Raw genomic sequence first — 21,375 nt, forward strand, 5'->3', positions numbered from 1 at the left:
CGGTGGGGATAAACACGCCTATCGAGGCAAGCACCCGCCGCCGCCACGTGCCGGGACGATGGCCGCCAACGCCGCCCGTCGCCATACCGATGTCCGGGATCGCACCCCGATCACAAAACAGGAGGTACCCATGACCGCCCGCCAACGTCGCCCGCGCACCGCCGCCGCAGCGCGGGAAGCCGCCGTGGAAGCCAGGCTGATCGCCGAGCCCTTGCTGCCGGACAACGAATCCGGTCCGCGCCACGAGGCTACCCACCAAGGCTGCCATGAACTGCTGCGCATCAGCGCGCATCTGGAATCTGTCATCACGCTGCTGAACCTGCAGGCGGGCGATAGCCGCCTGCATGCCTTGCTGACACCGCTAAAGCAGCAGCTGGACCAGGCAGTGAACCGGTGCAGGCGCTGTACCCGGGCCTGCGGGGTTCGTTCGCGATCAGCGCCTGCGTCGTGGCCAGCTTCTACCCCGACGTAGGCAAGGTCTTCGGGCAAACGGCATAGCCACGTAAATGGTGCCGTTTGCCGACTTGGCCCATATCACTACCACTGAATCGAGAACGGGATCCCTGTAGCAGTCCCTCACAAGAGGGGACCTGCAGGACATGACCGGGGTAACCGCAGTACCCAGCCCTCGCCAGTACCTTGGCGGGGAACTGGTTGTTGAAGGTCTGGGGAGCGAGCCAATCGTCGCCCCCTCGCCCGGCCGGCTTAAGCCAGCCAGCCGACACGGGCGCGACGACCAATCAACACACCCTGTCATTCGCCAAAAAGGTGATCCCATGACCGCTCGCATGAAAACCCTCGCTCCCACCGCCGATGCATCCGCGCTCAGCATGATTGCCCAAGCGCTTTTGCCGGAGGAAACGACACCCCCGCCGGATGACCCCAAGCGCGAAGCCATCATGCAGAGCTTCGACGAACTCCTGCGCGTTAGCGCCGGTCTGGGCGCCATCCTGACGCTGCTCGATCTACAAGCCGACGCGGCAATCGATTGTGTTGGCCTGCATAGCCTGCTGGCGCCGTTGCGCCAGCAGCTTGATGCCAGCGTGAATCGCATCGACGAGTTGTTCTGAGAGCCGATGGCTGGGCGGCATCCGCTCAGCCGTCAACGTCGCGTACTGTTCGTGGCGGAACAATCATGTGTGCTGACCTCAGCCTGAGCCGATGCACCAAGGGACAGGCCCGCGGATGATGCGGGGCGGATGGGGTAGTCGGCAAGCCGACCCAACACTGCCGTCGCCGTGCGCGGCGTCCGGATGACAACCCGCCTCCCAACTTCATGGCGCATTCCCGCTCACTACGGGAATTTTCTTCGCGTTCTTGCGGAAATTTCGCAATGCTGATCAGGCGATCCGCGGGCACATTGGCAAGGCGTCCGACCACTTTGCGTGTCGGCGACCTGACAACGGAGGATGGCGTGCACGATATGCGAGAGGCCCTGAAACATGGCGACAAGACCGGCACCGGCGGGGTGTTGATTTCCACAGTGATTGGCTTTGCGCATCACGGTGTCGCCGTTGCAGCGGAGGGCGACCACGCTACCTGTCCAGCTTGCAAGGTGGGCGGCCCGGTGATGAACGACGCCTATCCGCACTTCACGCTCATGGACGGGCGCCAGATTCTGGTGCGGGGCGCCAGGGTGATGTGCCAATGCGCGGACAAGCCACTGGTCATCCCGTCACAGGGGGATTTCATCATTCAGGTGGACCGGGGAGGCCGCCTCCAGCCTTTGGCCGCGCCAGGCACTTACGCACCAAGCGCCGCCGAGAAGCTGTCTGACGGGCCAAGCCACCGCGTGGACGATTCGGAGCGGATCTGTGCGAACATGAGCAATGCGGAGTTTCGCAGCCTCGTTCTCAGGCTCCGCGACACGGCCGTTTTGTGCTGCGGCAAGAGGTTGGTGGAGCTTCGACGGTGGGGCCATGCGGATCGCGCGCGAGTCGAGACGTGGTTTGGCGTATCCGATGAAAGGGTCCGCCAACGCCTGCTTGAGGGAATTCCCCGTATCGAGTCGATCCTCAGGAGCCTGACCGCCGACAACTTTGTTCGATACTCCGACGAGACGATGGAATACATCGGTTGCACGCCTAAAACGCGCAATAATCCGGAACTCGCGGCTGCCGTTTGCGCTCCCGATACGAAGACGCACACCATCGCCATTGCGCTGAAATTCTGCGGCTTATCGCCCTACTCCGACTCCGTGGACTCGCAGTTACTAACGCTTGTCCATGAGGTTTCCCACTTCCAGGATGCCATGGCGACCGAGGATCCCTTCTATCAGCTATTTAGAGCCAAGCGGGAGGCCGCGGCAAAGAACCCCAGGTGTATTGAGAATGCAGATAACGTGGCCGCCTATGTCATTGTCTAAGTACTTCCGCAGCGTTGCTGCAGCGGCTGCAATCCTTGTGCAGCCTGCCCTGGCTTGCAGCTTCGACATTTCCTTCAACAGCAATTTCGAGCCAGGCGCGGTTCGCCTGCCGGCATCGGAAGTTCGAAAATTGGCGGAATGGATGGTCGACTCTCCCGGGAGATATGAGAACAAGGAGGAGTTTCACATTCTCGTCTACGAGGCCCCCACCGTTGGTGTCAGTCATGCTCTCGCACGCAAGCGCGTATCTCACCTGGAGCATTTGCTGACGACTTTTGGTGTGCCGGTGAGCATGATTTCCATGGAAATCCCCCGCTACAAACCTGGCAAGTCGGCGGAGCCACCGAATTTTGCGCATATCAATTTCATGCCGGGGTGTCCGCACCCTTGCTGTCCAGGTCCGGAACCTACCTCGCAGATTCGCTAGGCATGCGCTGGATGACGTCTCCCTGCGCGGCAGCCTGTTGTCAAACAGCAGGCTGCGGCAAAGAACCCGCAGTGCATCGAGAATGCCGACAACGTGGCCACCTATGTCATTGTCCAAGTACTTCCACACGGTTGCAGCAGCAGCAGCGATCTTGGCGCAGCCCGTCCTGGCTTGCAGCTTCAATATTTCCTTCAACAGCAATTTCGAGCCCGGTGCGGATCGCCTGCCCGCTTCGGAAGTTCGCAGAATGGCGGAGTGGATGATCGACGATCCGGCAGCCTATGAGAACAAGAAGGGCTTTCACATCGCCCTGTATGAGGCCCCCGCGTTTGGTGTCAGTCATGTTCTCGCGCGTAAGCGCACAGCGCACTTGACGCAGTTGCTGACAACATTTGGTGTGCCGGCGAGCATGATCTCCATGGAAATCGCCCGCCACAACCCAGGCAAATCGCTGGCGCCGAACTTTGCGCATATCGATTTCATGCCGGGGTGTCCGCACCCTTGCTGCCCAGGTCCGGAACCGACCTCACAGATTCGCTAGGCGTGCGCTAGATGACGTCTCCCTGCCCGGCAGGATCCGGAGTCCACGTTCCTCACCGGCCCTCCTTCCCGCACCTGTCGATGTGGATCTTTCTCAGTTTCGCCGGCGATATCTGCGGCATGTCGTACGCAATGTTGGTCGCCTCGGTGGCCGTGGAGAGAAAGAGCGGGTCGCCCCCGCCAAGCTGACTCACTTTCGACAGTACCTCTTGCCTGGGCACCCCTGTATCGCGTTGTTGAGCGGCCATGAAAAGGAGGTCGGCTACGCACTGGCAGATCGACATCCTTTGCGCCTTGCTGATGTCGCCTTGGTTCGTTGGCGTTTGCGCATAGCCGCCGGCCGCAGCAAACAGGGCAACGGCTGCAATCATTGCGGCGCGTACAGCTTGGTGATGCATGTTGTTTTGCCCCCTCTTCTGTTGAGGTGGTCTGGTCCTGCCACGCTGGCTCCGCGCTTGTGACTATTATTCTCTTGTGCAGGAGGCGATCTGTGTGGCACCGAACCTTCGGCGTCACTTTCTGCGCTCCGCTCGCCTTGGTTTGCTGCCGGCTACCAGGCGCTGAACCTGCCGTGGATCAGCGCGGCTGCCTGGCAAGCCGTTTGTAGCCGCATCGATTTTTACCCGGGGCTGGCCCGGGTAAGCGCGAGGTGACCCGGGGCGTGCTGCGGGTGTTAGCTCGCGTTGTCGTGATCGCCACGCTCAGACGGCTTGTTTCCCGTTACCAGCTCCGCTCCCACTCCGATCATCACGCCGCCGGTGCCAACCGTCGTGGAGATTGCCGTCTCGGTGATGGTCTTCGATACGGCTCGCGTGTAGGCGTCGACCGACGCGCCAGCGCGGATGTGCGCCTGGACGGTCTGAGGCATCTGGATCGTCCGGGATGTGGACGTGAGCGATTGCTTGAAGAGATTTTGCAGCCCAGACCGGATCGACGCGATCAGCAGCGCCAGCAGTGGGACGGACAGCAGCATGACGGATAGCTTGAACAGTCCCAGCTTCATCGGGTACCGAGCGGCCTTTGCGGCGTAGAGGATGCTGAATGCCGCGTAGGCGATTAGCACCGGCTGTCCGAGGAACCCTTGCAGCCCTACCGCGCGCAGAACTGGCGCGGGGAACAGCAGTACGTACAGCAGGACGCTGGCAATGGCGAGTGGAATGATCTGGACGATGGACGCAAGCGTCTTGGCGATGTTGAAGAGGACCCAGAGCACAACCAGGATGCCCAGCGGCGGAAACAGGGCGGCGGCAACGGCGAGCACCAGCGAGATCACGATGCTGCCGGCAATCTCCGCCCAGTGTCCTTCGGACACGATGTAATACAGCATGTAGAGAGTCGCGGCTGCGCCGACCGTCAGGAAGAAAAGCACTGGCTCGTCATAGCTGTGCGGGACGAGCCCGTCGCGCAGCATGAGCAGCCCCGCGAATATCGACAGGTACACGAAGAATCTCAGGATTTGGCTGGCTGCCGTCATGGACTCGGTTTCCTCTATTTTTTTATTTGGTAATGCGGCGCCGCTATCGCGTGGCGCGCCTGTTTTTTGGGTTCTTCCAACTTTTTCTTGGGCAAGTGGCGGCAAGCGAAACGCTGAGCAAAACGCTGGTTTGCTCCCCTCTCCCATGAAATGGGAGAGGGGCCGGGGGAGAGGGCGGGCGCTCGCTCAAGGTGATGCGCCTCGGTCTTGCGCAGGCCCGCCCTCTCCCCCAACCCCTCTCCCGCCAAGCGGGAGAGGGGAGCTACGGCAGCGCTGGATTTAGCCCAGCGATGCATCGACCCACACAAAGGTCGGATGAACCGTTCTTTGCAACCGGGGTACGCGCCGCCCGATCCGGTACCTCACCCTCAGTGACTTACCTGGCGCCGAAGTGCAGCGCCAACTGAAGCGCAATCGATAGCACGCTCAGGCTCAGCGCGGCCGCGATGGCATACCGGGTGCGCTTCGTGCTCTGCAGCTGCTCCGCACGGAGCTTGGCGAGTTGTGTCTGCGCGGCCTGGGCGAGTTGGCTTTCCATGCCTTGGAGCAGTGCCTGGTTCGCCGATTCCATCTTGGCTTCGGCGGCTTCCACGCGTTGCACGCAGCCGATGAGCTTTAGGGCTTGTTCCTGGGAAACGCCCTTGGCTTGCAGCAGGCCTTCGTTTGCGGCGTTGATCGCGGTTTGCTGCTGCGCCAGTTCGTCCTGCTGGGCGCGGATCTGTTTGTTTTGCTCGGCAAGCGCGGTGGCTTGCTGGCGTAGCTGTGATTGCTGCTCGAGCAGCACCTGCTGCTGGTCGCTGAGGACCTTGGAGATGGCGGTGTTGACGGCCAGCAGTTCCGCGGATCTCTGGGTCAGGCTGCCAATGGATTGGCTAAGGTCAAGGCTAGCGTCCTGGATCTTGTCGTCGAGGTCGTTCCACCAGTTGCTGACAAAGTTGCTGCTGGACTTCTCGCGGCGCAGGCGGGCGAGGCGATTGCCGTCGCCTTCCGTGGCGTTCTTGGCGTCTGCCATGCGGGAGACCAGTTCTTGAATCTTGCCGGAACTAAAAATATGCTCTGGCAACTCCACCGAGGAGAATGCTTGAACGATCTGTAGATCCTGCTTGCCTGCGTAACTCATGCTGCTGTCCGTGTTAGAGATTGTTCAGGAATGCGTCGATTTGGTGTTGACGGTTTTCGATGCTGGCAACGCCTTCGTGGCTGCGGCGAACCTGCTCGCGCGTCTGGGCATTGGTGTGCTCCAGGCTGGCGAGGGTGACCGCGCTCGCCTGTCCTGCCTGGCCATAGGCCGCGCCGATGTCGGCGTAGCCTTGCATGGCTTGCGCGTACTGTTCGACATTGCGTAGGGAGGCGTCGCACAGGGTGCGCAGTTCTTCCGCGAACGTGGCGCGGCGTTGTGCGTCGGCCATGAGTTCGTCCAGCAGTTTTTCGTCGCGTGCCTGCCGGTCAAACGCACTGTCGATCTGATAGGCGAGGTAGGCGGACAGCAGGCCACTGACAATGCCCACCAGCACGGGGGACACCACATCGGCAAATGGCTTGAGGAAGGGAATGGTGAGCATGAAGGTTGCCACGCTCTCTTCAAGCAGCACGCCGACCGTGGTGGCGACGACGGTGGCAAGGATCTTCAGCGCGGCCTGCATGGCTTCGCGCGGCGTCATGTGTTCGGGGCGCATGGCGATGAGCTTGAACGCGCGATAGAGGCCGAGCAGTACCTCGCGCAATGCGGTGACGATGCGTTTGGCTGTGGTGACGAACGAGTTGATGAGGAACGTCAGCAGATTGCTCATGAAGCCGCTGACGCCGCCGCCAAGCAATTGCCCCATGGCATCTGGCAGCTTTGCGGCCACGGATTGAATGACGCGGCCAAGGCGCTCGCGAATGTCCTGGAAGAGCGTTTTTCCTGCCTCCACGCCCCGTTTGATCAGGACCTTGAACTCATTGAACAGGCCGTTGACCAGTTCGGTGAGCAGCAGCCCTAGCGCCTGGCGCACGGCCATGCGCGCGGCTTGATCCAGGCCCGTGGTCAGGAGCTCGCCCGTTTGCTTCTTGAGCAGGCTGGTGTTGATCGTGGCGTTGATCTTGTCGGAGGCCGTGCGGTAGGCCTCGTCCATGCGCTTGGGGTCCACCTCATAGTGCTCGGCGTTGGTTTTGTCGTCCTGGCCGGCTTTGTTGGCACTGGCCCATTCCTGGGCATCCTTGTCGCTCTTCGATCGGTTCAGGCTGGCGTCGGTGCCGACCAGGTTGGCGTCGTCGTTGACGAGCGTCTTGATCTTGTCGACGCTGGCAACGCCGTCCTTGACTTCGCCAAGCGCAAGGTGCGCGCGGGGATCGGTGGCAACGGCTTTGAGCGGAACGACATGGTCCAGGTCGAAGTCTTCGCTGAGCGGCTTGCCTGTGTAGCCATCGATGCCGCTTTGCGCCGCGCTGTCGCGCTTGCGTTGCCAGTCGGTGGTGCTTGCCGCGTAGTTGGCGCGATCGAAGTCGTCGGCGCTTTGCCGGAAGCGCGCGTAACGTGCCTTGTCGTCGTCCGTTGCGGTGGTGCCTTGGGCAAAGTTGTGGGCGGTGGTGACGTTGCCGCCGGTCTTGTCCTGGAACATCGCCGTGGACAAGCCAAAGGGGCCGATGATCTGGGCAAGCACATGCTGCTGGCAATCGTCGAATAGTGCTTGAAGCCGTTGCTCGCGCAGCTGCGTTGCGGATTCTGTCATTGCCTGTTCCTGCTCGTTCTTGCTTGGTGTTGGTTGGGCTTGGCCGTGGTTCGGTTGGCTATTGCTGGCGCGCGATGAGTTGCGAGAACCATTGGCCGAAGCTGTCCGCAATGCGCTCTCTCTTTGGGGCGTCGTGCCACAGGGCGATGACCTGGCCGTACTGGCCGCCAGCATCCGGATCCAGGTCCAGGCAGAGGTGATCGCCGGCCCCGTTGTAGGTGAAGGGGATCCATTTTGGTGACCACCACAGTGGCTTTACCCCGGGATCCGGCCTTGCTGTCATTTCCGCGAACTCGCCGCTGGCCCAGAGTTCGTGCCACACCTTCCACTCGCGCAGTACGCGTGCGGTGGAGAGGAATTCGCTACCGTCAAAGAGCCATTCGGCGTGGCGATCCTGGCCGTCGTGCACCAGCAGGCATTGCACGTAGTCATTGGGCAAGGACACGCCGAGCTCGCGCTCAAGGTCTGCCACCCGTTCGGCCGATGCGGGTGGGTTGAGTCCTGCCAGACGGTCCGGATGGTGTGCTGTCAGCCGGGCTATCAGGCGTTGCCATTGCGTGTTCATCTTGAATTCCCGTGATGCGTGTTGCCGTGTGATGTGTTCGCCAATCCCAGATCGGCCATTCCTTGGATAACTTTAGGAAAATCTTGGATCTTCTTTTTGCGCAGCGGGTTGACATTGCATGGCGCCCGGGGCGGGTGCAGATCGGCCTGAAGAGACCGGATTTGCGCCACCCGCCATTAGTGGGGTGCATGACGTTCAATGGCGCTCACCGGCACAACAGGAGCGAATATTGGATGCGACACCGGACAGTGAATTGTCCGGTGCGGCCAGCAGACTTGCGGCTACCGATACACAGGAGCCTGCAAATGCATCAGAACGACCCCCTCGACATGACCATTGGCCACGACGTGCTGACCCCTATCAAGCCGCTGCGGGTTGCGATTCAGCGGTGGGGTTTCTCGGCGGAGGAGGTGCAGGGCGTGATCATGGATTGCCCGACGTTTGCGGGTGCCCTGGAATGGATGCAGGCCGGGCATCCCGGCGTGCGCGCCGATGTGGTTGTCCACCTGGTTGACGCTGCGCGCCTGACCGGCGCAAACGGGGGCGCGATGTGGAATGCCATGGGGCCGGTGCAGGCGATGAGGAAGGCGCGCAACACCGGCAGCCTTGAGCTTGCGCTTGTGCTTGGTTCTGCCAGCCAGCTGCCCGCCGTCCGCGCGGGCAGCTGGATCCTCGCCGGCTCGCGCAGCCTGGCGGGCGCGCTGGGCATTCTCTTGCGCTCGACGCTGGATCCGGCCGCGCTGTTGGCTGCGGGCAGCGAGCCGCTCAGGTGGCTGCGGGAGCTGGCATCGCTGGATGCCACCTGCCTGCTGCTGCAGCAAACCGACCCCGCGCCCGAGCGCCTGGCCGGCAAGATCGAAGAGGATCTGGTCTCCCTGATCGGCGGAGGATACGCGGCGCCCTCTTGGGTCTCCATTGCGGGCCCGAGCGCGGCCATCGCCACGCTCCGCCAGCGCACCGGGGTCATCGCCCGGCGCTTGATGTACTCCGCGCGCCCTTTCGAAAAGGCGAGCGCTGATCTGGTGGTGGCGTTTCCGTGGCCGGATCTGGTGCGCTAGGGCTTCCCTTATGCGACTGAGCCCAAGGACGAAGGCTGCGTGGCTGTGGGCCCGGCGATGTTGTCGTCGCCATCGCCATCGCCATCGTTGCAGCCGTCGTCGGCGTACAGGGAAGCGGCTTCCCTGAGGAGCCTGCCGATCTCGCGCCGGACACTTGCCGGCGCAATGACCTCCACAAACGGCGAGCACTCCAGCAGCAGGTTGTTCAACGCGATCGACGGCGCAACGGTGGCGGTCAGGACAAAGCCGCCCTCTTCTTCCGTGATGCGCTGATCGTCGGAGAGCCTCACGGATCGGAACTGGCTGGGGACGGACCCACGCTCGCGCACGCGGAGGACGAGCGGCTCGGGCGTGCTGGCGAACCACTCCAGCGCCTTCTCCTCCTTGATAAAGGCCTGCAGGTCGAACCCGTGCTCACGCTTGAGCACGAAGCCGCGGTTCTCTACCGCAAGCATCCGGTCGAGCCGCATCAGCCATGGCGAGCCCTGCTTGCCGCTGGAGCGCCGGTGCTTGACCACCAGGTACCAGAACGAGCCCTTCTCGACGATGGCATAGGGCAGCACCTCGTACTCCTTGGGCTGCGTGATCTCCCTGGCCGCCACCTGGTAGCGCACGAACAGCGTCTGGTCCAGGTACAGCGCCGCCCAGATGGTCTCGAAGATCTGTTCGTCGACAGTTGGCGGGATCAAGGGGTAGCCGGCGTCCAGGCGCGCGGTTTTGCCCATCCAGGCTAGCGCGCTCTCCGAGCGGCTGTCGATGGGGTTCGCGCGGAGCACGCGCGCAGCGCCTTCAAAGTACCCTTCGAGGTCGCCGATGACGCTGTTGGGAAGGTGGTGCCGCGCAAGCTGACGCAGCTTGAGCAGCGCCAGCGAAAGATCGATCGATGGCCGCACAGCTGCCGCCGGCCCGTTCGCCAGCAGTCTCCACTGTCTTGCGGAGCCATTGCCCTCACCCGCGAGATAGTTCTGTTGTTCCAGCGCGGCGAAGGCACGGCGAACGTCCTTTTCCTGGTCCCCTGACATCCCCAGCTTTGCCATGACTGCCTGCTTGAGTTCGGGAGACTTCCATGCATCGCGACGCCGCGAAGCCATGATGTCCAGGACAGCGCGTTGCACTTCGGCGGGAGTCGGCATTTTGGGTGAGGCATGAGGTTTTTAATCGCCGGTATCGTATTCGGACTGGACAAGGGTTGTCCAGCCGTACGCCCGCACGCTGATCGAGCCCGGCCTATGCCGGCTACGGCATAAACCTGTAAACTCGGCGCGGATCGATCTAGCACAACGCCTATTCTTTCGAGGGCCCTCCTCCAAAGCCTATTACCAAGCAGCCGTATTCAGATGACATCGGAATCCAACTACACGCCACAGATCCACCCGGGCAATCCCGGCGAGACCTCTGCGTTCTCCATTACCTCCACCCGCAACGACGAAAACCGGACGGAGAACATCGACCTGACGAGCTTGCTCCAGGACGTGCTGATGGCCGAGAGCCAGCCGGTGTCCCGTCATGGCGCATGGCTACAGACCGCCGAGGGCCTGTGGCTGCTTCCGCAGCTGGTGAGATGGCATCTGCGCGAGAACGGCATGGGGCAGTCATCGACTACCATCCAGGTCTGCCATGAACGGCTCGTACCCGAGGGGTGCTTCGAGTTCCAGCATGCGGCCAGCGATATCGACGCGGCAACTGCCATGCGCAATGGCTTTACGCAATGGGCCAGGACCGATGCCGTGGCGCTGCGCGAGAGCACCCGCGCCGAGGTCACCGAGTGCATGTCGATGACGATGGAGTTCCCCGGCGAGGCGGGTCACCCGGCGTTGCGCCGCCGCGTGGTGTTTGGCCCGACCTCGCATTACATGGCGACACCGCATGCGCAGCCGTCATGCCCAGTCACCGCACGCGAGGCGAGCGAGCAGGATAGCGAGAGCGATGAGCATGACGAGCACGACGAGCACGACTTCTGCCCATGCTGCCTGCTGACGAAGTCGATTGACGCCTTTCGTCCCTTGCTTGCGTCTTGCGAGTTTGGCGCCATCCGCCTGTACGCCGCGCGCTATGCCGATGGCGAGATCCAGACGGATTGCCGTCTCAACGGCGAAGACTATCCGGCCGGCCAGCTGGCTTTGATGGACTACGTAAAAACCTGGCCGGAGATGGGATTTGAATTCCGCAAGCAGCTTGTGGTGGTGCGTAGCCTGGACTAAACGGCGGACACAAACACGCTGACCTTGAAAACGTTGGTTGGCGTGCCTGACGCCGACAAAGGAACTGCAATGCCACGATCTACGTCCGACCCGGTCACCACGGGCCGTGCTCTGCTTGGCGTCGGATCGCTACTGATCTTGATGGCGGGTGTGCTGCTCCTGGTGCTGCGGATCGCACAGCAGAACTACATGATGGCCCTTGGCGTGGTCTGGGTGGCCAACGGCCTGACCATGATCCTGCATGCGCTGTACTGGTGGCGCTATGGCTTGTCCAGGCGCTGGAAGGTGGCTGTGGTCCTCCAGGGCTTGCTGACGATCGCGCCGCTGCTGCTAGGAGAGTACGGGCTGGTCTTGATCTTCTTCATGCTGGGCGGGGCGCTCCGCTTCTGGTAGCGCCAGCTTTTACCGAGACGTCGAATGGGTGTTGAATACAAGATCGTCGTTGACCTGCCGTCCGAAGACATCGGCGAGAAAATTCTCGGTCGCGCGGGAGGCGGAGCAGGCCAGAAGGGGGCCTCCGGCTTTGATTTCCGGTCGCCGGGGAATTCGGGCCAAATGCCCGATGCCATCGCCAGCGTAGCGCCCTATGGATTCTATTTTTGCAGTTTCTCGGGAATCGATGGCCTGAGCGCTGAAGTGCTTGGCTTCATCGTTGCCGCCGCCGCCGCATACGGAAAGGTGCTTGTGGAGGATCTTGAGTAACGCGGCTGCCAGGGCTGAATTCAGCGGCCCCGTGGCCTCCTGCCTGGCTGCGAGCGCAGGTGTATTGATCCGTTAGAAAGCTTGGTGCTTCGGACCTTTGTGTGGGTACCGCATGCGAGTGCGAGTGGCCGCAAGCAATGCGCTGGTTTGCTCCCCTCTCCCATGAAATGGGAGAGGGGCCGGGGGAGAGGGCGGGCGCTCGCTTAACATGATGCGCTTCGCTCTTGCGCATGCCCGCCCTCTCCCCCAACCCCTTGTATGTCGGAAAATATGTCCTGGTAGCCTCAGATCGATGGCCCCATGCCCTGGGCGAAAGCCCAAGTTCGAGGGAGAGCGAGGATCGAGGCTTCCATTTTTTGATAGCGTTTGGCCTAAGCCCGAACGGTTGGATGGCAGTACGCCGAATGGTCACAAGGATGGGATAAGCCGAATGGATATCAAGGTTGTAGGAATCGACGTTAGCAAGAACACGCTGGATCTGGACTCTTTGCCTGACAGCGCGAGCTTGCAGTTCATCAATGACGAAGCGGGTATCGCTTCGCTGCTGGCATACCTGGCCGAGCATAACGATGAAGGTCAAATCGATCGCATCGTGCTCGAGGCGACAGGCGGTTATGAAACCAGCGTCAGTATCGCGCTGGCCGGTGCCGGATTGCCGGTCGCGGTTGTCAACCCCAAGCAGGTGCGCGACTTCGCCAAAGCTTGCGGGATTCTGGCCAAGACCGACCGGCTCGACGCACGCGTGCTGGCGCGTTTTGCCCAGCAGATCCGGCCGCCAGTGCGTCCGCTGCCCGATGAGGCGCAGCGCGAATTTGCTGACCTGTTGGACCGGCGCAGCCAGCTGGTGGTCATGCGGGCGCAAGAGAAGGCTCGTGTCGCCACTGCGCCGCCGCTTGCCATCAAGAGTCTGAAAGAGCATATCGAATGGTTGGACGCCCGCATCAAGTCGCTCGATATCGATATGACTCACAAGCTGCGCACCAGCGACGTATGGAAGCACAAAGTGGAATTGCTTGGCAGTGTTCCGGGCATTGGCAAAGTCAGCGTGTTCACCCTGCTGGGGCGACTGCCCGAGTTGGGTAAGCTCAACCGCCAGCAGATTGCAGCGCTGGTCGGCGTGGCGCCGTTTAACGACGACAGCGGCAAGCGCCGGGGACAACGCTACATCCGCGGCGGTCGAGCCGAGGTGCGCAATGTGCTGTACATGGCGACGGTAACAGCGATTCGTCATAACCCTGCCATCCGTAGTTTCTATGAGCGCCTGAGTCTTACCGGCAAGCCATTCAAGCTCGCCGTGACTGCCTGCATGCGCAAGCTGCTGACGGTCCTCAATACCATGGCGAAGACCGGTCAGCCGTGGGAAAACAAACTGCCAGCTTGACACGGTTGCTCTCCCGCCATGCGGGAGAGGGGAGCTACGGCAGCGCTGGATTTAGCCCGGCGATGCATCGACCCACAGGAAAGTCGGATGAACCAGAAGTTTGACATGCAACGCCACCTACATGACCAGGATCCCCTGGACGCGCAGTACGACAGATTGCGCCAGAGCGCGCTCGAGGCCTATCGCGCGAAGCAAGGGGCCTTTGCGAGCGTACTGGCTCGGTTTTCACAATGGAGCATCGACCATGAGTCGATGCGCTTGCATTTCACGGGGACAGAAGGCCAGGCTCAAGCCTTTCAAATCGCACCGATCGGGACCTATCTACCTGCGCAAGAGGACTGGGCGTGGGCTTGGGGAAATGATGCGTTCCCGGAGGCTTGTCGAAACAGGGCGTCCCGCGTCAAGGATCTTCACGAAAGGACCGGGTACAGGATCTTTGAAACCCCGCACTTCCGCGTCAGCCTCAACGAGGTTGATGCACTATGCGCATTCTCCCTCGTGGCGCTAAGCGGAGTCGCTGTCTTCAAAGTCAAGGACGAAACGCCATGGGTCTACTATGTCGTCGAACAAGCGCTGGATAAGCTGCCGCCAAAATAGCTCGAGGCGGGCGACGCCCTCGGCGCTGTGGATAACTGTAGCCTTGAGAAATCGTGGCCTATTTTGCGTCCGCCACCGAGCCAAGTTCGCGTAGCCGGCGTGCAAATGCCGCAGGCTCCACGGGCCGGCAGAATAGAAAACCCTGCTGTCTCTCGCAGCCTAAGGAGCGTAGATAGGCCGCCTGTTCCGGGGTTTCCACGCCCTCCGCCGTGACGCTCATGCCAAGCGAGTGCGCCATCGCGACAACAGCGTGGGTAATCGCGGTGGAGTCGCGATTGTCTGGCAGCCCGGCGACGAAGGATCGATCGATCTTGAGGTTATGAAGCGGGAAGCGCTTCAGATAGGATAGCGACGAGTATCCCGTGCCGAAGTCGTCGACGGAAATCCGCACGCCGGTACGGGTCAGCGATGTCAGCGCCGGCATCACCGCTTCGCTATCCATCATCAAGAGCCCTTCCGTGATTTCCAGCTCCAGCGCACAGGGCTCGAGCCCGGCGCGCGCGAGGCAGTCCTGGACCATCTGCGCCAACCCCGCGTTGATCTGGCGCGGGGACAGGTTCACCGCTATCGAAAGATCTGGTGCGATGGTTCGCCGCCATTCGACTGCCTGCGCGCAGGCTCGCTCCAGCACCCACTGGCCAATGGCCACGATCATGCCTGTCTCTTCCGCGACCGGAATGAACTCGTCTGGCGAAACGTCGCCGAGTTCGCCGCTGTGCCATCGCAGGAGGGCTTCCGCGCCAACCGCGCCTGCGCACTGGCTGTCCATGATGGGCTGGTAGACGACATTGAGCTCGCCTGCGGCCAGCGCGCGCCGCAAGGATTGCTCCACGGCAAAGCGGCGCTGCATGCGCAAGTTAAGCGACGCCGTAAAGAACTGGAAGCTATTGCGCCCAAGTTGCTTGGCGTAGTACATGGCGGAATCCGCATTGCGCAGCAGCGTTGCGGCGTCGCGGCCGTCTTCCGGAAACAGGCTGATGCCAATCGAAGCACCAATAAAATAGGCGCTCTCGCCGACCGTGAACGGCAATGCAATGGTATCGAGAAGCCGCGTGGCCAGTGCGGCGATCTCTTCCGTGCTGCGATAGCCGCGTATCACGACCACAAATTCGTCGCCGCCCACGCGTGCGAGCGTGTCGTCCTCTCGTACACATCCGGTCAGCCGGTGGGCGACGCTGCGCAGCAGGGTGTCGCCAGCTTCATGCCCGGCCGAGTCGTTGACCATCTTGAAGCCGTCCAGGTCGACGTAGACGATGGCAACGCGCAGCGGGTCTTGTCCGTCGTTGTCGCCGGGCGCGAGGATTTCGGTCATCCGGTCGGCAAGATAGCTGCGATTGAAGAGTCCCGTCAGGGAGTCTCGCGTCGCGAGATACTTCAGGCGCTGGGTGGCTTCGCGTACCGGCCCGATGTCCACAAAGGAGACCAGCAGGGAACCCGGTGCCGTCTCGCCGGGCTTGATGATCGGGACCACATTCTCGCTGATCCAGATGATCTCGCCACTGGTCAGTTCATGCCCGATCACCTCGCCAAGAATCGGTTGCCCCGTCGCTATCACGCGAGACGTTGGCCGGTCCGAGAACGCGATTGGGGATCCGTCGTCATGAAAGGACCGCGCCACGTTGCCGTAGATATTGCTGCCAACCAGTGACGTCGCCGAGCGCAGCATGCGCTGCGCACTTGGGTTGCATGCCAGCACGATACCGCTTGGGCTTAGCACGAGGATGCCTTCGCTCAGGAGATCGACAACGAAGCGATGATGTTCTTCGCTCTGCGCAAGCCGTTGCGCAATCGCATCCTGATGCACGGCAAGGCCCACGCTCTGCCCGATGTTCCGGAGGATCGTCTCTTCCTTGGCGGTGGGCCGCCGCGGGACGCGATAGTAGACCGCAAACGCCCCGAGCACCTTCCCCGCATCGTCCAGGAACGGAATCGACCAGCAGGCGCGCAGCCCGATCGGCAACGCAAGCTGCCGATAGTCGTCCCACAAGGGATCGGTCGCGATATCCTCCACCACCACCATGCGCCGCTCGAACATGGCCGTGCCGCATGAACCGGCGCCAGGGCCGATCTGGAGTCCGTCAATCGCCGCGCTGAATGCGTCCGGCAACGAAGGCGCCGCGCCGAATTTTGCGTGCGTGCCACCGCCATTGAGCAGGAGGATGGAGCAGGACGGCCCTTCGCCAAGCATCGCTTCCGCGCGGCGGCATACCTCGGCCAGCAGCGCCGGGAGCGGCATATTGCGCGTGATCAACCGCAGTACGGTTTGCTCGAATGCCAGCATCTCGTCGGCCAGCTCGGAGGGAGGGCGACTGCTTGGGAGTGCTGCGGCATTGCCGGGATCGGCTGGCACCGGGCCTTCTTTCATTGCTGCGCTCCCTGTTCGAGGCTAGCGGGTGGAGACATTCTACGAACATTGGCACGTTCTTGCGACCAAAACTGCTGCCTCGGTGAAGTCGTTGTCAGCGGCCGGCGCTAGCCCCAGTACGCGAGCTGACGTCCTTCGCCCGCATCCCTCTCGTCATCGGCCCACACGCTTCGCCCTCCCTACGTAGGGTGAAGCCTCGCGGTCAGGGCGCCGTTATAAACGGACGCCTTTCTTCCTTTTTGCCTCTTCAGGAGCGATTACCGCCCCCGGGGAAAGCTCGGTTGAGACCATGAGTTCAGTTTTACTAACACCTCATTAAAGCATGGCCGTTGTTGCAGACACAATTGTTGAATCTTTGTTAGATCCTTTGACTGATGTGTTCGCCGAGCCATCAGAAGCGAATAAACACCGGAAGATTGGGAAATTTCCCAAATTTTTCACGATGGCATTCTGCTAATGTCGCGTCAAAATTCAGCGCGGCAGGATCGACCGAATCGGCAGAATCGCAGCGGCATTTCCTTGTTGAGCTCGGGAAACGTCTTATGCATCGTCTTATCCGATTTCGTCCGCGCGCACTTTGTGAATGGGAGAGGCCCTGTGCGGCGTGGCGAGACTGGGATGGAGCACCAAAGGACGACGGTCGCCGCAATGACGGCGCACGGCCTGCGCCTTTCCGCTCTGGCCTGGGGGGCGCTCCTGCTCACGGGCACTTGCCTTGCTGCCGGCGTGGTGCCGGATGGCGGCGCCACTGCGCCCACGGTCACGGTGGGGGCCAATGGCCGCATCACCGTTGGCATCACCAATGCGGTTGGCGGCGTATCCACCAACACCTACCGGGACTTCAACGTCCCGCGCGCCGGCGTCGATCTTGATAACCGCGCGGTGCTCGCCCGCACCATCCTGAACCAGGTCACAAGTACCAATCCGTCACTGCTTGAAGGGCCGTTGAATGTGCTGGGAGACCGCGCCAATGTCATTGTGGCCAATCCCAACGGGATCACCGTGAATGGCATGACGGTGCAGAACATTGGCAAGCTGGCGCTGACTACCGGCCAGGTCGACCTGACGACCCTCAACAATGCGACCGCACAAAGCAACATCACCATCAAAACCAGTCGGGGCTTGCTTGAGATCGGCCCGGAAGGGCTGTCCGGTGAACTGCTCCAACTTGAGTTGATTGCCAAGCAGATTCGCATTGGCGGCAGGATCGAGAACCGTTACAGCAGCCCCACCGCCAATCTGCGGTTGATTGCGGGAACCAGCGAGGCGGAGGTCAATACGGGCCCTTCGGCCACCGATAACCGGACTGACTGGATCAAGTACACGGCGCCCGAGGACATCCGCGGCAAGGGCATTGCAGTGGACATCACCGGCGCAGGTAGCCTCGTTTCGGGCCGTATTGAGCTGCTCGTTACCGATCAGGGCGCGGGCGTACGGCACGCCGGCAGCGCCTACGCCACCTCCGGAGATTTTGTCGTCTCCGGTACCGGCGATCTGCAACTCGCCTCCGGGAAAATCCAGGCATTGCAAGACGTCTTGATCGCCACCGGCGGGTTCACGGGCACAGGCAACCTGGATGCCGGCCGGCATCTGCAAGTCACTTCCGACCGCATTGACCTGAATGCCACGACGCTGGCGGCCGGCACGCGCACAACGGGGGATCTTGTGATTGGCGCGGCAGGCCAGGCACACAGCCAAGCCATCAAGCTGACCGGCTCGGTGCTGAGCGCCAGCGGCGGCATCGGGCTTCTGGACGCGGGCGCGGGCATTGCGCTTGCCGGCACGCAGGCCTCGGCCGCGGGCAACCTCGTCATTGCGACATCGCGGCTCCAGACCACGCAGGCTGACAAGCGCACGGCGCTGACTTCGCGCAATGGCTCGCTGAGCATCCAGGCAGACACGGCGGCGTTGTCCGGCACCGACGTCGACGGCGTGGCCGGGACCGGTATCCAGGTGCGCGATCTTGCGTTGCAGGACACCACCATACGCGCCTCCGGCGCCGCCGTGGCCATCGATGCCACTGGCAGCTATGTCCAGCGTGACAGCAGCGTGCTGGCCGCGACCGATGTGCGGCTGCATGCGGGCTCGGTATTGCTTGACTCGGCCGCCGCGCAATCGACGCTGGTGGCCACCAAGGGTGGCGTGCTGCTGCAGTCCGACCGCGAGCTGACCAGCCAGGGCGCGCTGATCCAGGGCCAGTCGCGCATCGCGGGGCAGGCGCAGTCCGCCGGCGCGGTGACCGTGCTGACGGGCGGCACCGTGCTCAATACCTCCACCCCCGACTATCTTGGGATCTTCTTCGGTGCGGGCGACGATGTCACGGTGCGGGCCGGGGGCGATGTCATCAACCGCTACGGCCGCATGCTGTCGAACGGCTACCTTGCCGTGACGGCCGGCGGCGACCTGCGCAACGAGATCACCAAGCAAGCCGGCGCCAACGGCGAGCAGCCAAGCTACCAGACCGGCAGCGGCCACCGCTGGCTGGTGCTGACCAAGACCAGCGCGCGCTTTGACGTGGACTATGGCCAGGTAGACCGGCCGGCGCAGATTGCCTACCTGCTCTCGGAGAAGGGCACCACGCTCACCGGGCGCAACGTCATCAACACCGGCGGGGAAATCTATGCCAACAACGGCGACATCAAGGTGCGCGCGGCTGACACGTTCCGCACCGAAGGCATCACCAGCGGCGCTGCGCACTATTCCCGCAGCTGCATGATCGTCTGCCGCACCTCGGCGTCATCGACCACCACCGTGACGGGAGGCCTGTTGTCCGCCGGTGGTCATATCGACATCCAGGCGGGCAAGCTGGCCGCGAACGTGGGCGGGCGCGTGCTGGCGCTGGGTGACTTGACGGTCAATGCGCCGCTGACCTATGCCGCCGGTGTGACCGGCTACTCGGCGATCTCGCGCGACCGGGGCTTCAAGGCCTTCTTTGGCGACACCTGGGCCAGGCTCTATGCCACGGACATTGGCGGCAGCTGGATGGCGGCGGGCCGCACGCGCATCAGCGGCGACACCGTAACGGATGGGGGCAGTTTCGATGGTGACGTGGCCATTGCGGGCACCAACACGGTGACGCGGCCGCGCCAGCGGGTTCCCGTCACCGTCGAGAACCACCTTGGCTTCGCTTCCTGGGTGTGGCAATGATGCGGCGCGCTACGCCACTCCGATTCCGGCTCCGGCTGTCCTTGACGGCCCTGGCGATCCTGTCCGCCGGTTCCGTGCAGGCTCAGGTACTGCCAATGCCATCGGCATCGCCATTGACATTGCCCCAACTTGCGCCGGAAGACCCGGCGCAGCGCCTGTTGCGCGAGCAGCGCCAGCGCGAGCTTGAGCGCGAGGCCACCCAGCCACCGGCCCGGATCGAGAGCCAGCAGGTATTGCCACCCGACACACCCATCGAGGCGGTGCCCGAGACGTCGGCCACGTTCGAGATCCAACGTATCCAGGTGATCGGCAATACCGTGCTGTCGAATGCCGAGATCGGCGCCATCACGGCACCGTTTGTTGGCAAGTCATTGGGGACCAATCGCATCAACCTGTTGTTGCGGCGCTTTACCGAAGCCTTTGTGGCGCGGGGCTTTATCACCACGCGTGCCTATCTGGGCGAGCAGAATCTTGCCTCCGGCGTGCTGATGGTCACCGTTGTGCCAGGCACGGTCGAATCGATCCGCCTCAACGGGCGCACCATCCGCCCGGGTGGCAGCGAAGGCCGCGCAGATCGTGGAGATAGCAGAGATAGCGGATGGCCCGATACCGTGGGCGGCGGGCTGCTGACAGACGCTGGTACCGGCTGGCAGTTCCCCGCGCCGGGCGACACCTTGCGCCTGCAGGATCTGGAGCAAGGGGTTGACCAGGTCAACCGCCTGCGCCGCAACCGCGCCGAGCTGCAGATACTGCCGGGGCAGACGCCGGGCAGCTCGGTGGTGGCGCTGGCCAACCAGCCCGGTGATCGTTTCCGCTTCAATGCCGGCGTCGACAACTATGGCAGCCGGACCACGGGCATCTCGCGCACGCGGCTGGGCGTGGATGCCGACAACGCACTGGGCTTCCAGGAGGCGGTCTCCGCCAGCTATGTGGGCACGCGCGATACCAACGCGGCCGTGCTCTCGGCGGCGGCGCCGTTCGGCTACAACACCTTCAGCTATACCGGCTCGATATCCGAGTACCAGACCGCCATTGGCGATACCGCGCTGCTGTATGGCCGCACCTTTGGCCACACGCTGGGCTGGAACCGGGTCCTCACCCGCGACAGGAACGGGCGGCAAGCCTTCGACCTGACCCTCGCCTATCGCAAGAGCGAGCGCGAGATCAACAACCTGGAGCTGGATCCCCAGCGGCTCACCGTGCTGCGCGCGGCCTGGAGCGGATTGCGGCGCTTTGCCGCCAACGACCAGCAGGGATATGCCACGGCCGAGGCTGGCGTCTCGCGCGGGTTGCGGCTGATCAATGCGACCCGCGACCCCGCCGACATCCGCTCTGACGAGGCGCATGCGCAGTTCACCAAGCTCGATGCCAATGCGAGCTTGCAACTGCCGTTGCCGCGAGCCTTCGACACAGCCCTGCTGGCCTGGCGTGCGCAGCTCGTGGCGCAGTGGGCCAACGTGGCGCTGTTCGGCTCCGAGCAGATCTACGCGGGAGGCGTCAGCACCGTGCGCGGTTTCCGCGAGGGCGCCATCGCCGGCGACCGTGGCGCGTATCTGCGCAACGAGATGGTGTGGGCCAACGCGCCGGCGCTGGCGGGCATCCGCATGGAGCCATACCTGTTCCTGGACGGCGGCCAGACCCAATCGGTCGCAACCCGTGACTGGCAATCGGTGGCTGGCACCGGCGCCGGCATCCGTCTCTCGGCCCAGTGGGCCAAGCAAGCATTCACCGGTGAACTGCTGGTTGGCGTGCCGCTCGCGCAGCCCAGCTATCTGGGCACAAAGGCGCCGCTTCTGTTGGCCACGCTCAACTGGACCTATTGAGTTGGGTCTGTAGCGCCCT

At 62.7% G+C, this 21,375-nt stretch carries 20 protein-coding genes; 13 read left to right on the forward strand and 7 right to left on the reverse strand.

Translation table 11 applies throughout. From position 1 onward, the window contains the following. Window positions 1-130: 130 nt before the first annotated feature. The 5 genes from ACX12D_RS00115 to ACX12D_RS00135 all read left to right on the forward strand — a co-directional run bounded on the left by ACX12D_RS00115 (window position 131) and on the right by ACX12D_RS00135 (window position 3,333). Complete coding sequence (locus ACX12D_RS00115; protein ID WP_459372436.1) at window positions 131-472, forward strand: DUF1484 family protein; 342 nt, start codon at window positions 131-133, stop codon at window positions 470-472. A 316-nt stretch (window positions 473-788) separates the two neighbouring features. Then, on the forward strand, window positions 789-1,070 hold the full coding sequence (locus ACX12D_RS00120) for a DUF1484 family protein (RefSeq protein WP_459372437.1): 282 nt from the start codon (window positions 789-791) through the stop codon (window positions 1,068-1,070). A gap of 263 nt (window positions 1,071-1,333) precedes the next feature. Continuing rightward, window positions 1,334-2,365 (forward strand): M35 family metallo-endopeptidase, encoded by a 1,032-nt coding sequence (locus tag ACX12D_RS00125; protein ID WP_459372438.1) that lies wholly within the window; start codon window positions 1,334-1,336, stop codon window positions 2,363-2,365. After that, window positions 2,352-2,792, forward strand: coding sequence for a hypothetical protein (locus tag ACX12D_RS00130; RefSeq protein WP_459372439.1), 441 nt, complete (start codon window positions 2,352-2,354; stop codon window positions 2,790-2,792). Before ACX12D_RS00125 ends, ACX12D_RS00130 begins: the two co-directional genes overlap by 14 nt. Window positions 2,793-2,895: 103 nt before the next feature. Further along, complete coding sequence (locus tag ACX12D_RS00135; RefSeq protein WP_459372440.1) at window positions 2,896-3,333, forward strand: hypothetical protein; 438 nt, start codon at window positions 2,896-2,898, stop codon at window positions 3,331-3,333. Between the two features lie 52 nt (window positions 3,334-3,385). Here the strand turns inward: ACX12D_RS00135 and ACX12D_RS00140 are convergent, their stop codons facing one another. The 5 genes from ACX12D_RS00140 to ACX12D_RS00160 all read right to left on the reverse strand — a co-directional run bounded on the left by ACX12D_RS00140 (window position 3,386) and on the right by ACX12D_RS00160 (window position 8,082). After that, complete coding sequence (locus ACX12D_RS00140) at window positions 3,386-3,730, reverse strand: hypothetical protein (protein WP_459372441.1); 345 nt, start codon at window positions 3,728-3,730, stop codon at window positions 3,386-3,388. A gap of 275 nt (window positions 3,731-4,005) precedes the next feature. Then, entirely contained in the window at window positions 4,006-4,806 is an 801-nt protein-coding gene (locus tag ACX12D_RS00145) for a hypothetical protein (protein WP_459372442.1), read from the reverse strand. A 376-nt stretch (window positions 4,807-5,182) separates the two neighbouring features. Next, window positions 5,183-5,926 (reverse strand): hypothetical protein, encoded by a 744-nt coding sequence (locus ACX12D_RS00150; RefSeq protein ID WP_459372443.1) that lies wholly within the window; start codon window positions 5,924-5,926, stop codon window positions 5,183-5,185. A 13-nt stretch (window positions 5,927-5,939) separates the two neighbouring features. Continuing rightward, on the reverse strand, window positions 5,940-7,517 hold the full coding sequence (locus ACX12D_RS00155) for a hypothetical protein (RefSeq protein ID WP_459372444.1): 1,578 nt from the start codon (window positions 7,515-7,517) through the stop codon (window positions 5,940-5,942). A 58-nt stretch (window positions 7,518-7,575) separates the two neighbouring features. Continuing rightward, on the reverse strand, window positions 7,576-8,082 hold the full coding sequence (locus tag ACX12D_RS00160; protein ID WP_459372445.1) for an SMI1/KNR4 family protein: 507 nt from the start codon (window positions 8,080-8,082) through the stop codon (window positions 7,576-7,578). A 305-nt stretch (window positions 8,083-8,387) separates the two neighbouring features. Between ACX12D_RS00160 and ACX12D_RS00165 the strand changes: the two genes are divergently transcribed. After that, entirely contained in the window at window positions 8,388-9,140 is a 753-nt protein-coding gene (locus ACX12D_RS00165) for a hypothetical protein (protein WP_459372446.1), read from the forward strand. Between the two features lie 8 nt (window positions 9,141-9,148). On the opposite strand, the gene ACX12D_RS00170 is transcribed toward ACX12D_RS00165, so the two are convergent. After that, window positions 9,149-10,231 carry a helix-turn-helix transcriptional regulator gene (locus ACX12D_RS00170; protein ID WP_459372447.1) on the reverse strand — a complete coding sequence of 361 codons (1,083 nt, stop codon included), beginning with the start codon at window positions 10,229-10,231 and terminating at the stop codon, window positions 9,149-9,151. A gap of 246 nt (window positions 10,232-10,477) precedes the next feature. On the opposite strand from ACX12D_RS00170, the gene ACX12D_RS00175 reads away from it, so the two are divergent. From ACX12D_RS00175 to ACX12D_RS00195, 5 genes are all read left to right on the forward strand, one after another. Next, window positions 10,478-11,341 carry a DUF6348 family protein gene (locus ACX12D_RS00175; protein WP_459372448.1) on the forward strand — a complete coding sequence of 288 codons (864 nt, stop codon included), beginning with the start codon at window positions 10,478-10,480 and terminating at the stop codon, window positions 11,339-11,341. A gap of 69 nt (window positions 11,342-11,410) precedes the next feature. Next, a complete protein-coding gene (locus tag ACX12D_RS00180) occupies window positions 11,411-11,734 on the forward strand; it encodes a hypothetical protein (RefSeq protein WP_459372449.1) in 324 nt (107 codons plus the stop codon). 24 nt (window positions 11,735-11,758) lie between these two features. Continuing rightward, window positions 11,759-12,043 (forward strand): hypothetical protein, encoded by a 285-nt coding sequence (locus ACX12D_RS00185; RefSeq protein WP_459372450.1) that lies wholly within the window; start codon window positions 11,759-11,761, stop codon window positions 12,041-12,043. A gap of 430 nt (window positions 12,044-12,473) precedes the next feature. Further along, window positions 12,474-13,424: an IS110 family transposase gene (locus tag ACX12D_RS00190; RefSeq protein WP_459371816.1), complete on the forward strand. Its 951-nt coding sequence runs from the start codon at window positions 12,474-12,476 to the stop codon at window positions 13,422-13,424. An 87-nt stretch (window positions 13,425-13,511) separates the two neighbouring features. Continuing rightward, window positions 13,512-14,021: a DUF6882 domain-containing protein gene (locus ACX12D_RS00195; RefSeq protein ID WP_459372451.1), complete on the forward strand. Its 510-nt coding sequence runs from the start codon at window positions 13,512-13,514 to the stop codon at window positions 14,019-14,021. Between the two features lie 58 nt (window positions 14,022-14,079). On the opposite strand, the gene ACX12D_RS00200 is transcribed toward ACX12D_RS00195, so the two are convergent. Then, the gene (locus tag ACX12D_RS00200) at window positions 14,080-16,386 is read right to left on the reverse strand and encodes a putative bifunctional diguanylate cyclase/phosphodiesterase (protein WP_459372452.1); all 2,307 of its coding nucleotides are present in this window, start codon (window positions 16,384-16,386) and stop codon (window positions 14,080-14,082) included. A gap of 618 nt (window positions 16,387-17,004) precedes the next feature. Between ACX12D_RS00200 and ACX12D_RS00205 the strand changes: the two genes are divergently transcribed. Both ACX12D_RS00205 and ACX12D_RS00210 read left to right on the forward strand, forming a co-directional pair. Next, entirely contained in the window at window positions 17,005-19,533 is a 2,529-nt protein-coding gene (locus ACX12D_RS00205; protein ID WP_459372453.1) for a filamentous hemagglutinin N-terminal domain-containing protein, read from the forward strand. Next, the gene (locus tag ACX12D_RS00210) at window positions 19,530-21,356 is read left to right on the forward strand and encodes a ShlB/FhaC/HecB family hemolysin secretion/activation protein (protein WP_459372454.1); all 1,827 of its coding nucleotides are present in this window, start codon (window positions 19,530-19,532) and stop codon (window positions 21,354-21,356) included. Before ACX12D_RS00205 ends, ACX12D_RS00210 begins: the two co-directional genes overlap by 4 nt. The last annotated feature ends 19 nt before the right edge of the window (window positions 21,357-21,375 follow it).

This window comes from Cupriavidus sp. PET2-C1 (genome assembly GCF_054515855.1).